Annotated in this window: 10 protein-coding genes and 1 pseudogene; 4 read left to right on the forward strand and 7 right to left on the reverse strand. The window is 35.3% G+C overall.

Annotation, left to right across the window (positions count from 1 at the left end; genetic code table 11):
* Positions 1-21: 21 nt before the first annotated feature.
* Positions 22-360, reverse strand: a complete 339-nt coding sequence (locus NQZ71_RS26275; RefSeq protein ID WP_394374138.1) for a hypothetical protein — start codon at positions 358-360, stop codon at positions 22-24.
* A gap of 125 nt (positions 361-485) precedes the next feature.
* Here NQZ71_RS26275 and NQZ71_RS23100 point away from each other — a divergent pair.
* A pseudogene (locus NQZ71_RS23100) lies at positions 486-764 on the forward strand (IS3 family transposase); the annotation flags it as partial.
* Positions 765-1,173: 409 nt separating this feature from the next.
* On the opposite strand, the gene NQZ71_RS23105 reads toward NQZ71_RS23100, so the two are convergent.
* Positions 1,174-1,920, reverse strand: a complete 747-nt coding sequence (locus tag NQZ71_RS23105; protein ID WP_260056148.1) for an SDR family NAD(P)-dependent oxidoreductase — start codon at positions 1,918-1,920, stop codon at positions 1,174-1,176.
* Between the two features lie 163 nt (positions 1,921-2,083).
* On the opposite strand from NQZ71_RS23105, the gene NQZ71_RS23110 reads away from it, so the two are divergent.
* Positions 2,084-2,440 (forward strand): winged helix-turn-helix transcriptional regulator, encoded by a 357-nt coding sequence (locus NQZ71_RS23110; protein ID WP_317011810.1) that lies wholly within the window; start codon positions 2,084-2,086, stop codon positions 2,438-2,440.
* 786 nt (positions 2,441-3,226) lie between these two features.
* On the opposite strand, the gene NQZ71_RS23115 is transcribed toward NQZ71_RS23110, so the two are convergent.
* The 5 genes from NQZ71_RS23115 to NQZ71_RS23135 all read right to left on the reverse strand — a co-directional run bounded on the left by NQZ71_RS23115 (position 3,227) and on the right by NQZ71_RS23135 (position 9,235).
* Positions 3,227-4,129, reverse strand: coding sequence for an NAD(P)/FAD-dependent oxidoreductase (locus NQZ71_RS23115; RefSeq protein WP_317012521.1), 903 nt, complete (start codon positions 4,127-4,129; stop codon positions 3,227-3,229).
* A 663-nt stretch (positions 4,130-4,792) separates the two neighbouring features.
* Positions 4,793-5,257, reverse strand: a complete 465-nt coding sequence (locus NQZ71_RS23120) for a GNAT family N-acetyltransferase (protein WP_275008797.1) — start codon at positions 5,255-5,257, stop codon at positions 4,793-4,795.
* A 1,393-nt stretch (positions 5,258-6,650) separates the two neighbouring features.
* Positions 6,651-7,298 (reverse strand): 2OG-Fe(II) oxygenase, encoded by a 648-nt coding sequence (locus NQZ71_RS23125; RefSeq protein WP_317011811.1) that lies wholly within the window; start codon positions 7,296-7,298, stop codon positions 6,651-6,653.
* Between the two features lie 502 nt (positions 7,299-7,800).
* Entirely contained in the window at positions 7,801-8,076 is a 276-nt protein-coding gene (locus NQZ71_RS23130; protein ID WP_275008795.1) for an HU family DNA-binding protein, read from the reverse strand.
* Positions 8,077-8,398: 322 nt separating this feature from the next.
* A complete protein-coding gene (locus NQZ71_RS23135) occupies positions 8,399-9,235 on the reverse strand; it encodes a MerR family transcriptional regulator (RefSeq protein ID WP_317011812.1) in 837 nt (278 codons plus the stop codon).
* Between the two features lie 403 nt (positions 9,236-9,638).
* Between NQZ71_RS23135 and NQZ71_RS23140 the strand changes: the two genes are divergently transcribed.
* Positions 9,639-10,199, forward strand: coding sequence for a GNAT family N-acetyltransferase (locus NQZ71_RS23140; RefSeq protein WP_317011813.1), 561 nt, complete (start codon positions 9,639-9,641; stop codon positions 10,197-10,199).
* Positions 10,199-11,917, forward strand: a complete 1,719-nt coding sequence (locus tag NQZ71_RS23145; protein ID WP_317011814.1) for an ABC transporter ATP-binding protein — start codon at positions 10,199-10,201, stop codon at positions 11,915-11,917. Before NQZ71_RS23140 ends, NQZ71_RS23145 begins: the two co-directional genes overlap by 1 nt.
* Positions 11,918-12,667: the final 750 nt, after the last annotated feature.

Below are 12,667 nucleotides of genomic sequence, written 5' to 3' on the forward strand. Positions count from 1 at the left end.
CATCTAGGGTCTCGTACTAAATCAGCAACTGGAGAGAAGATTCCATGAACAAGCATAAGCGATTGGGATAGGTAACACTGTTTTATATCCATAAATAACATCTGCTAATAACAAAAGAGGAATTTTCAATCTGCTATTCTCTAAATACTCATCTTGTATGCCTTTTAATTTTTCAGCTCCAAATACATTAAAGATGGAACCCATATTATTAATTACATCATCACTGATTCCCAGTTTAGCCTTAGGTCCTGTCACAGCTGCATTTTCACTGTATAATGACCCATCCAATTGAACAAGTTGATAAATTTTTTCCTCTAACGACATTTCATTTAATAGTTCTAACAATTTTTCTACTTTCATGTGAATCCTCCTAACTGGAGCGTCTACACTTATCTGGACAGAAAAATTAAGGTCACGTACACTTGATCTAAAACAGATGAGGAGAACCCACTATGACAAAACGAGAACGCCGTACTTTCACGCCTGAGTTTAAAAACCAGCTCATTGACCAAACGTTAGCGGCCTTCCAGATTGGTCGCTCTTTAAGCATGAAAGACTGTCCATATGATAACGCTGTAGCGGAAGCTACATTTAAAATCATTAAAACAGAGTTTATTAGCCAAATGAAATTTGATAGTTTAGAATATTTAACGCTAGAATTCAGTGACTATGTTAACTGGTATAACAAACTTCGAATCCATGGAACACTAGGTTATGTAAGCCCCATTGACTACAAACAATCGTCCCTTAAAAAAGCTGTTTGATTTAATGTTGACAATCCAATATGGTTGCTTCTTGCACAAAACTGCCTCATTTTCTTCCACCTCTGTTTACCTTACAAATCTTACGAGAAGCAAAATTTACTCCTGCAACGTTTAGGGATTGCAAATATTAGGTTAAGTTAAAGGATATTTTATTTAAGGTAAATATTTCAACTAATATTAGAAAGTTATGATAGGATAAATTTATAGATATAAATTTCATATTATTCAAAATGGGGATTATGGATATGTTTGGTTGGCTAAATCTTGAAGGTAGCGTATGGAAAATGCGGATCTACATAAAAAAGTCGAATTCCCAGTCCGTAAAGGAAACGACTTTTTCATTTGATTTCTTCAAGTAAAGCCCCATTAACCGTTTTCCGGTCCCATCTGTAATCTCTGCAAAGTTATATTAAACCTGTGCTAGCCCACCATCTACGAACAATTCAACACCCGTCAAGTAACTGCTTTCGTCTGAAGCAAGGAAAGATACAGCGCTTGCTACTTCTTCAGGTGTCCCAACTTTTCCGGCTGGAACAGTATTTCTGTTATTTTCCATTACTCCTTCAAGTGCATCACCAAAAAGCTCATCGTAGGCAGGCGTAAGAATAACTCCTGGACTAACCACATTTACACGGATTTCAGTACCTTTTAGGTCAAGAATCCAGTTACGAACTAGTGCTCTTAATGCTGCTTTAGATGCTCCATATACACTAAACGCTGGGTTGCCAATTGATCCAGCAGTAGATCCCGTTACAATAATAGAACCTACTTTATTCGGGAATAGTGATAACGCTTTTTGAACAGTAAAGATGGTTCCTTTAACGTTAATGTCGAACGTTCTATCAACCTGCTCTTCAGTAATTTCACCTAATGGAAGGAAGTTGCCGGTACCTGCATTAGCAAAAAGAATGTCCAACTTACCTTTTTCCTGCTTTATAATGTCATATAGTTTGTCTAAGTCTTCAAGCTTAGAAATATCCCCTTGAACACCGGTTACGTTCTTGCCAATTTGGTTAACTGCTTTATCAAGTTCGTTTTGTCTACGTCCTGTGATATAAACATATGCACCTTCATCTACAAACTTTTGTGCAGTAGCAAGACCAATCCCACTTGTTCCGCCCGTTACAAGCGCTATTTTACCTTCAAATTTACCCATACTTAACACTCCTCTAGAATTACTTTTATTTCCAGTACCTTTAAGTACTTGAAGATCAACTTACAAGTTATAGTATCCTTCAGTAAGCCCATTATCGGAAGTACCCACTTTTTTGTGATATAGTAACTAAAAAGTAATAATTGTAGAATGGAGAGGTTTAGACATGAAAAAATTTAGTTGTGGTTTTGAAGTGACAAAGGAAGTTATTGGCGGTAAATGGAAAGGTCTTGTACTATACTTTTTAATGAATGGACCAAAGAGAACGAGTGAATTAAAGCGCATTGTCCCAAATATAACTCAGAAAATGCTGATTCAAACACTTAGAGAGCTTGAAGCCAGTGGACTCGTGAGCAGAAAGATGTATAATCAGGTACCGCCGAAGGTTGAATATTCATCCACTGAACTTGGAGACTCTCTTAAACCTATCTTGCAGGAGCTCTGTCAATGGGGAAGTCATTACGCAGAGCAAGAGTATGCAGAAGGTGAATTCGAAATCGTACCACCAGAAGAGGCTTCATAATAAGGTTACAACTATTAACACCATATATGTAAGGGAGTTTTTTTGTTGCACTGGGATGCGGGTATTATAATTCGAAGAATATTGTCTCGACTACAGGAATGCTGGCACGACTTTTAGAACAGAAAACAACTAACACTTAGGTAACTGTTTTCTGTTCTAAAATGTAAGATACTGATTTAGTATCACTATGTTCTACTGATATCATAACCTAACAATTTATTCATTAAAATTAACAAAAGAATCAAACATGAGCGTTTTATTTCCACCCTATGATGAAAAATAGTCTTCTTTGATTTACTCCAATAAATGTTTTATGGTAGACGCGACAAGCTTTTACCATATAATTTCACCATGATAGGAACAAACAATATTAGTGTAATTTGTAATTACGTATAGCAACTCGCTGAACTCCTAGCTCAATATCCTTCTGAGTCCCCGGGTTACTAACACATAGCAGTCCACATGGTTATAATGCCCGACCTTCTTCATTTAAATCAGTACTGCAAACCTCCCCCAAAGAATGTGCCCTTTCCCTAATATGAGTTTGGACTTGCAAAAATCATTGTGTACATTTCTCAATTAGGGAAATATTTATCCATCAAAGTTTGGGAAGATTACTCCAAGGATACCGTCATTATCAGCATCATGAATATAGTGATATAACCAGTTTTATATTTAGGTTAATATTTAATGGTCAAACATACATTATTTATGTTAAAAATGTGGAAGGCAAATTTGTCTTAAAATAGCGCCTCCGTAAGTTTAAGTGAATTACTCAACAAATTTTTAATTAAATTCCTCTTGAGTCAAGTCTGAATTCACTCCTATGGCAGCTCTACTCCCCTGAGCCGCCGCAATAATTACCTGTGAAGGGGCAATTACGGATGTATCACCTGCCGCATAAATACCTTCAATATTCGTCCTGCCTAACTCATCTGTAATTAATCCGCCAAGTTGGTTTACTTCACAACCTAAAGATTTTCCAAAAAATGAAGCCTGAATCCATTCGGGTGTCACAAATCCGCCAGACATCTTTTCTATTTGATCATCCTCAAAAATTACAGCTTCCAAAAGCCCATTTTCACCAACAAGTGTCCTAATTTTTTGTTCAATTATTTTTATTCCTTTTCTTTGAAGTACTTCTTTTTGCTCTAGAGTTAAAACCTTATGCCCATTGGTACAAATAATTAAGTTTTTGCTCCAATTATAAACAATTTTAACCATATGAAATACAGATGGGTGCTCAGATAACACAATAAGCGGACGGTCTTTCAACTCCCATCCATCACAATAAGGACAACTAAAAAGGCTTTTTCCGTAATAATCCATAAGTTTTTCCACAGAAGGATGGATCTCCTTTAGACCCGTTGCTAAAATAACTTTCTTTGCTTGAATACATTCCCCTTCCTCCGTAACTAGATTAAATATTGTTCCCCTTTTTTTAATATCAAAAATTTTTTCATTTCTTATCACTACAGAAGGATATTTTCCTATGTCATAGTGAGCAATTTTTCTAAATTCGCTTGGTTTAATTCCATCTCTGGTTATAAACCCATGCGACTCGTTGGTAACAGCATTTCTCGGAGAATTATTATCGAATAACACCACTTTCCTTCTTGCCCTTCCTAATACAAGTGCAGCGTTTAAACCAGCTGGACCTCCTCCAACAATCACGCAATCTAACATTATATACACTCCCTTTAATTAAATATCTTTATTATCAGATTAATTACCAAACTTCTCAAATACTCACATTGAAGACCCTTTATATCTATAATAAGAGCGTCAAAAAGACATTATTTTTATTTAGATGTCAGGTCTAAACCAGCTAGAGTTAGTCTATGCTCTTCATTCAATGATAAATTTAGCTTTGTCAAACTCATCCAAACCTATTGGTATTCAGATACTAGCAGAGCAAATGGTGGATATTCATTGACAATAGGTTGAGAATCCATTTATTTAATTTTCCAATTGAAGGAAATTAGTCATTGCTTGAATGTGGATTAGACCATGGACCTCATTGTCTGATTTAAAAAGTTATGATGAAATCAGAAAAAATTAGTAGATTTGAAATAATTAAACGTTAACGACCTCCTTCACAATTAAAGACTACGAAACTCTATAATATCCATTATAATTTTATACTTACACTTGTCAAGATACACCTTTATTCAACTAACCTGCTCCATGTTAGTGCCAGAGCAAAAAATAACATATCCGTACTGGATTAATGCCCCCTTTAATTGAATAAGTGTCCCCCAATATCAAAGGCAAAGACATTTATATTCTCCTCTGATAAAAAAAGCCAAGGCTCAAAATTAATTTGAGTACTTGGACTTTTATGTTTCATTATCAAATTGTTTTAGCCATCGTTATATTCGTAATTTCATAACCCATTTTTTCATATAATCCACGTGCAATTTTGTTATGACCAAAAACGTGTAGAACCATTTTATTCATACCTAACTGTTTAGCAATTATTTCAACTTCTTTCATTGCTTTTTTACCATACCCCAGACCTTGATATTGTTCAAAAATCACAAAATCATATATAAAACCTTCATTAGAGTTTGTCGGTTCCTTTTGTGAAATCCAGATCATTCCCACTAAGATATTGTTGTGAAAGATAGAGAATAAATGATTATTCTCGGTCTTCTCATCTTTTGGAAGTAGTCGTTCAAATGCTTTTTTAGATAAGTCAATCGCTTCATTTTCACTCCAATTTCCAGATGCAATCTTGTCTTTTGCATAGTCTTTAATTGCATAACTGATATATTGTTTGAACTCCTCTTGGTTCATAGGCTGTAATGTAATCATTTTATTTTCCTCCTATTCTATTCTTAATTTTAACACTTCTTCAAAATTTCTCATATTTGTAATATCCAAATTAAAGTACTTCTTCATACAGATCGTTCCAACTGATCCAATTCAATTTAATCCTCAACACTTCTGAAGTCATAACACCATCAGTGTCTCAATTCTTCCCCTTCAATAAGTCGGGCCTCCTGTAGGAGGTGAACCTCTAATAGTCTCACAAGAAACTTAGTGAAAAAGATTCGCCTTGCATGATTGTTGATTCTTCATTAGTCTGGCAGGCTGATTAGACCTTTCATTGGTACTGTGCCACCACTTTCACTGACATAAAGACAAGATACACAATAACTAATATCAGTATTGCTTTCCTTGCCCATTCAGGAGTAAGCCCTCCACGTATACAAAATCTATGTTCAACTAAACGGCCATTATTGTTGCATAAACAGAATGCCTTACCTTTTTACAGCAAAGCTCCCTCACCTAACAAATACTTTATCTCTCAAATAGCCAATTTCATGCGAAAATAAGCGTTAACTCCTGAAATGAGCGTTAATCCTCCTTATATTGAAATTATGATATAATAAAAAAAAACGTCTAATCCCATATATACCAAGGGCTTAGACATTTTTATTGTTAAGAAATATAAGCGTTTATGTTAATTTAACGCAGACTTATAATTTTAAACCCATTCCTAACAAATCTTTCCTGGCCTTAATAGCAAATTTATTGTTTTGTTTTTGCGGGGATACAGTAGTAATAACTGTTGCCTTTTTCGCACTGCTTCATAATCAATAAGCTGGAAAAAATGTTGCTTTATTTCACTTGTGTAAAACCCATTTGACGTTAATAAAATCTTTAACAATCTTTCCCACCTCATTCCTTATTGAATTTTTTTTCTTTACGGGGGAACCAAAATTCTAATTTACTTAAATAATTCAACCACCTTTAAAGCTACTTCTTTAGGTCTTATATCAATAGATAACAGTTTTTCAATATCAAACCATAGGTACAAAAAGTGAAGCATTTGAGGAATTAGGGCTAGAAGTGAAGCTCAATTAAATGCATAGCAACATATGAATTTAATGGTTTACAGTATTTTTACCTTTGTGAAATTATTAATGGCATATTTGGTACAGGTGCAGGTGAAGAATTTAATGATAATAAAAATGATAGAGGATCATATCAACTTTTGCGGTAAAACAGTTCATTGATCAGAGTAAAATCATTTTTGAAAAATTAGTTATGGACAAATTTTTCAAACACTAAATTTAATTGACCAAGACAATTTAGCAGAAGTTCGTACTTCATCTGTCCATGGAAAACCTGATAGTAATGATCTCCTTCTTCCTACTATTCACTAATTCTTATTTTAATGTAAACTATAATTATAGTTGTTTTATCTGATTTTTTGTTTTCGCATCCATTGAGTAGCTACCCATTTTTCTCCTTTGATAACAGGAGCTCCACCGTGTAAAGTTAACTCATTTAAATCTTCATTATTATAAAAATACTCAAAATATACAGCGCTTCCTTTTTTAGGGGATATAGACAGATTTAATTTTGGGAAATAGGTTTCTCCACCTTCTTCCACATCATTCAAATAAATAACGAGTGTGCTAATTCTATTGTTTTTAGCAGCTTTACTAGCAGAATTGAAAAAATCAAAATGTGCTTTATATTCTTGACCAGGTGTATATTTAAGAATTTGGATACCTTCAGCATGTTCAATAGGAATACACATTATAGCGGAAATTCTTTTTTCTAATTTTTCAAGAATATCGTTTTCGTTTCCTTGGAAAAACATACTACTACTTGTTCTAATATCATTCACTTCTCCTTCTCCAGAAGAACTAATCTTAGAGCGTTTTAAATTATCTTTAGAAAATTCAATTAATTCATTGCATTCTTGATCGCTTAAAACATTGTCTAAAACAACTATTAGGGGTTCATCAAATTTAGTAACAATATTTATTTTTCTGTCATCTACAATAATGTGATCTCCACTTTGATAAAAAATAGATTCTTCATTGATACTTGTTTTCATTTGTTTCACTCCTTATTAAATTTTTATTGAATTAATGGCCTTAACAAGCCCTTATTTCAGTCAGGGATTGTTGCCGCAATATATTTATTTCATAAAATCTTACCCTAGCTAAACAACGTCTCGTTTATAAAGTACCATAAAAAACAAATTATTCCTATCTTATTCAAAAACCACCATCTTCACGAAATTAATCAAATAAAAAAGATATATATATATTAGTTTGCGGAAACAATTATTCTGTTCGTTAACCCCTAAATAAGCGTTAAACCTTCTTAGAAGGAAATTGAATTTAACAAAAATGCGTATAACCCATTATAAGGAATTAGACGCATTTTTAACCGAAATTATTTAAGCGTTAATAAGAATTTAACGCAGACTTTGCAGACTTATAAAATAATAACTTCCGGTAAAGTTCTCTCTCCTCTTCTAAAATTAATTTTTAAAGTAATTAAAAGGCTATAATAAAAGGTAGAGGACTGATCCCCTACCAATACTAAAGTTCTTATTCTTTCACAGCATCTTTTAAGTTTTTTCCAGCTTTGAAAGTAGGTGCTTTACTTGCTGCAATTTCTATTTCTTCACCAGTTTGCGGGTTACGGCCCTTTCTAGCCGCACGTTCACTAACAGAGAAAGCACCAAATCCTAAGATTTCTACTTTTTCACCAATTTTCAATGTTGTTGTGATTGTTTCCATTAAGGAGTCAACTACTCTAGTTGAGTCTTTTTTCGATAGTTCAGAGATTTCAGCTACTGCATTAATAAGTTCTGTTTTGTTCATATATGTACCTCCTAAAAATCAGTCCTTATAGGACTGATTTTTAGTATTCCACAAACTTTTTTAATTCGCAATTATTAAGCTAATTGACTTGGATCGAGCCTAATTCCAAGGTAGGTCACATACAAAGTTATATTTACCATTCTTGAAGTCCCCTTATGGAACAAAATCCCCCGATTGTTGAAGATTATATATCAACTAAGACTAGTTGAATTGCCCCCTAATGCTATCATTTTGCACCTAATTATCAGGCTTGTTGTTGAGAGAGATTTTGAATAATTAAAAAACGCCTATCTAGCAAGATAGAGGTAAAGTATGACAAGCTTTAAAGAGTTTGATAACTCGCCTCACGTGGTTTTACTTTCACACTAATTTTTGTAATAAAATTTTTTTCCTCTTTTGCAGCAATCGAGTGCAGTAAATATTCCTCATAAATATCACCATCTAACGCCAACTGCTCCTGTTCCAAATAAACGAGTAGCGTATTATAAGTCTCAGTCTGTGAGATTTCATCATATCCTTGATGATAAATGGTTGCATAATGTCCAGCTGGTCTCATTTTTGCTGACGGGTAATCTAGTCTACAAAATAGGTAGCTTATAACTCCAAACTCCTTATTTAGAAAATCTTCTTTTGAATACATAATACCGTATGCGGCTGTACTTTTAACTCCTAGCCTTTTTAAAAATGGCGTAGTTTGCTCGTAAAGTTCCTCAATTGATAACGACCAATCTATTTTCTCGTCTCTATATACAACAGGTTCGGCTGGTAATTGCTTTATCAAAACTTTACCAAATGAAACCTCCTCCATCTCTTTTGTCAGAGTAACTGTTCGGTCAAGGAAAAATTGAATGTCCTGCAATTTTTGGATTTCTCTTGCTACTTTTTCGTGCTGTTCCAATGCTAGTTGTCGCAAATCCTGGATGTTAGGCGCATCAAAATACGTTTTGAGTTCTTTAATCGGTACCTCAACTGCACGAAGAGATTGTATGGCTAAAAATTGATCGAACTGATCAAATGTGTAGTAGCGATAGCCGTTATCAAAGGTGCCTGCTGGCTTAAATAAATCGATTTTATCGTAATACAGTAGCGTATCCTTATTTACTTCAAGTAATTTGGAAAATTCGCCCGTGGAAAATGTCTTTTCGAATGTATTTTTCATTTCTTTTCACTTCTTCCTTTACTCTGGAGTTACTCCATATCGTACACTATTCCTTGTGAATTTAATACGCAATTATACATGAGACAAGCAATCGTTAATGTGTTAAACGTACAAAGGTTGATGTGGAAGAGTGCCATGGGATATTGATCAATTAATTGAACACTACGGGTATGCAGCGGTTTTTATTGTACTTGCCCCGGTTATTTAGCCTGCCCATCCCCGAAATGGAACTACTTGTCGGCTATTTTAAGAAAATTTGGCTGTTACATTCTAGTATTTCTTTCCTAGCTGTTTTTAGTGGGTAACTTCTAGGCATGTTTATTAGTTATGAGATAGGAAAAAGAATCGGTCGTCCACTACTAATTTGGTATTTTAATCAGTCTAAGAGAAAGGGTTTTTAAAAATGACAAAACAAAATGAACAAATTACGTTAGCACCTGTACCACAGGAAGAGTTAGCAATATTTAAAACAGAATGTCAAGAGGCGTTTATGAAAGGGTTACAAGATAGTTTTCCAGAGGCGGAAGATCCGACAGAAATGGGTCCAGTCCCGTCTGATGAAGATTATGAGCAACTTAATGCCAAAGAATCGGTTGTACGTCAACTTGTACTAAATGGCGAAAGAATCGGTGGCGTCGTATTGCAAATTAATAACGACACCCAACGAAACGAAGTGGACTTTCTGTATACAAAAGCAAATGTACACGGCAAAGGTCTTGGCACTAAAGCGTGGGAAGCGATAGAAGCAGCGTTCCCAGAGACTGAGGTTTGGGAGCTGCATACACCGTATTTTGAAAAGCGTAATATTCATTTTTACGTCAACAAATGTGGCTTTAAAATTGTTGAATTTAATCATAAAGGCAACCCAGGACCGAATGTTGAAGGCGAAGAGCCGGAATCGGATGAAGAGTATGAGTTTTTCCGTTTTGAAAAGGTCATGGCGAAAGTGAGCAGTGAATCATAATGCAAGGGAAAATCTCACAGCTTTGGATTTTGATGTATCGCAGTCAAATGGCGAAGGGTCAATTAGTCCTTTTATTTTTTATAAGTATCGTAGAGGTGGCAGCTGGACTTGCTGTGCCACTACTGACAATGAAGCTTATTAATCAAATATCAGATAGTGGCTTTGCCATCACGTCGCTTTTACCAGTCATTGGCGTGTTAGTTGTACAAGCTATTTTGAGTGCCGTGACGTTTTATATGATGCGTCGGGTAGGTGAAAATACTGTTGCGAATTTACGAACAGAAGTGTGGGATCATATGCTGCATTTACGCTTGCCGTATTATGATGCACATGAATCAGGTGAAACGATGAGCCGTATCACACAGGATACAAATGTCGTAAAAGAATTTGTGACGGAGCAGCTCGTGTCGTTTGTCTCAGGCTTGTTTGCTATCTTAGGTGCTGTTGTTGTTTTACTGTGGATTGACTGGAAAATGACGTTACTACTACTCATTGCCGTACCACTGACGATTTTTGTGACCTATCCACTAGGGGATAAAATGTACGAGCTTTCAAAAGCGAATCAAGATGAGTTAGCTGGCTTTGGTGGACGACTCGGGCGCATTTTATCGAATATTCGTCTCGTAAAAGCATCACAAACTGAGCAACAAGAGTTAGCTGGTGGGAAAGCGCAAATTCAGCAGCTTTACCAGTTTGGCATGAAAGAAGCGAAAATTGTCGCGGTCCTAACACCACTAATGACACTGATGATGATGGTCGTTTTAATTACTATTTTTGGCTACGGCGGTTCACAAGTCGCAACTGGCGCTATTACGTCAGGTGAACTCGTGGCAATCATGATTTATTTAGTGCAAATTATTATGCCATTTACACAAATGGCGACATTCTTTACTGATTTACAAAAAACACTTGGCGCAACAGAACGTATTATTGATGCCTTAGATGAGAAGAGTGAAGTCCAAGACGGTGAAGCAGTACCTGCTACGTCACAGCCAATTCATTTTCAAAATGTGTCGTTTAAGTACAACGAAAAGTACGTGTTAAACGGTATGATGTTTACGTTAAAGCCAAATGAAACAACGGCCTTTGTCAGCCGAAGTGGTGGCGGGAAAACGACGATGTTCTCCCTTATTGAACGATTTTATGACGTGACATCAGGTGCGATACTGTATGGTAACGAAAACATCGAGCAATTTAACTTAACAGAGTGGCGTGGGCTTTTTGGCTATGTAAGTCAAAATGCACCGTTATTAAATGGAACAATTCGTGACAACGTCATGTACGGGACCAATGGAGCAAGCGAACAAGAGGTACTTGCCGCATTAAAAGCAGCCTATGCCTATGATTTTGTCATGCAGCTGGACAAACACCTCGATACAGAGGTTGGTGAAGGTGGTATTAAGCTTTCAGGTGGTCAAAAACAGCGTATTGCGATTGCTCGTGCGATTTTACGAAATCCGAGAATATTATTACTTGATGAGGCGACATCGAACTTAGATAACGAATCAGAACGTGAAGTGCAGCTTGCCCTTCAAGCGTTAACGAAAAACCGGATGACGATCATCATCGCCCATCGATTATCCACGATTACAAGTGCAGACCAAATCCTTGTCTTTGAAGAAGGACGCCTGACAGGTCAAGGCACACATGCATCATTACAAAAAACACATCCGTATTATCAACAGCTTTGGCGTAATGGCCATTTGACTGAAGATTAGACTAAAGGATGCAAAAAAGTTTCTAGTAAGCTACTTTCGTGTTCTCTTTAAAAGTAAAGACATTAAAATAACTAATGAAATGGAAGTGGGACAGAACAAAATCCTACTTCCTAAATCTTAATAATTTTCAGCCTCTAAATAACAACAACACGAACTATATTTGATATAGTAGCTAAAATCCTCTTGTTTCAACCTCTTCTTTTATTTCTTAAATCACTATATTGTCCCAAAGCAAAGAAAGCGAATCATCTGTAGAAATAGATTCTATCTCATTTAAGTTGATTACAAAATTACTTCTTTTTGATAGCAACTGTTTAGGATTACTTTCTAATTCTTTTTCGAGTTCAAAAGTCTGTTTTTCTTTCTCTTCTCCTTCTTAAAAACTTTCTGCAAGATGATTAACAGTAAATCAAACGGGATGGATTGATCCTCAATTGCTTCCGTATTATCGTAGAATTGTCCTCCAACTTTAATAAATATCAATTTGTCATTTCGTATATACATTTGTAATACCTATCTGATTTTAAATGGGCAGTTTCTATTAAAAGTATTGAATTCATTATTATTATGACCTTAGATCAATAGTAAGTATGAAGGCTTTTTTATGAATAACATTCTTCTACAATATAAAATTAATATATCTACTTACGCAACTAACCTGCCCCTCTAGCACCATAAAGAAAAGACCGTCAATATGACAGCCTTGATCTTCAACTATTGCCCCCGTTTCTTTAAGTACATTACTTCACA

The sequence above is a fragment of the Niallia taxi genome, from assembly GCF_032818155.1.
In the GTDB taxonomy this organism is placed as follows: Bacteria; Bacillota; Bacilli; order Bacillales; family Cytobacillaceae; genus Niallia; species Niallia taxi_A.

Excerpts from the sequence above, each read along its gene's own strand:
- NQZ71_RS26275 (WP_394374138.1), bottom strand. The coding sequence starts at position 360 with ATGAAAGTAGAAAAATTGTTAGAACTATTAAATGAAATGTCGTTAGAG.
- NQZ71_RS23105 (WP_260056148.1), bottom strand. The coding sequence starts at position 1,920 with ATGGGTAAATTTGAAGGTAAAATAGCGCTTGTAACGGGCGGAACAAGT.
- NQZ71_RS23110 (WP_317011810.1), top strand. The coding sequence starts at position 2,084 with ATGAAAAAATTTAGTTGTGGTTTTGAAGTGACAAAGGAAGTTATTGGC.
- NQZ71_RS23120 (WP_275008797.1), bottom strand. The coding sequence starts at position 5,257 with ATGATTACATTACAGCCTATGAACCAAGAGGAGTTCAAACAATATATC.
- NQZ71_RS23125 (WP_317011811.1), bottom strand. The coding sequence starts at position 7,298 with ATGAAAACAAGTATCAATGAAGAATCTATTTTTTATCAAAGTGGAGAT.
- NQZ71_RS23130 (WP_275008795.1), bottom strand. The coding sequence starts at position 8,076 with ATGAACAAAACAGAACTTATTAATGCAGTAGCTGAAATCTCTGAACTA.
- NQZ71_RS23135 (WP_317011812.1), bottom strand. The coding sequence starts at position 9,235 with ATGAAAAATACATTCGAAAAGACATTTTCCACGGGCGAATTTTCCAAA.
- NQZ71_RS23140 (WP_317011813.1), top strand. The coding sequence starts at position 9,639 with ATGACAAAACAAAATGAACAAATTACGTTAGCACCTGTACCACAGGAA.
- NQZ71_RS23145 (WP_317011814.1), top strand. The coding sequence starts at position 10,199 with ATGCAAGGGAAAATCTCACAGCTTTGGATTTTGATGTATCGCAGTCAA.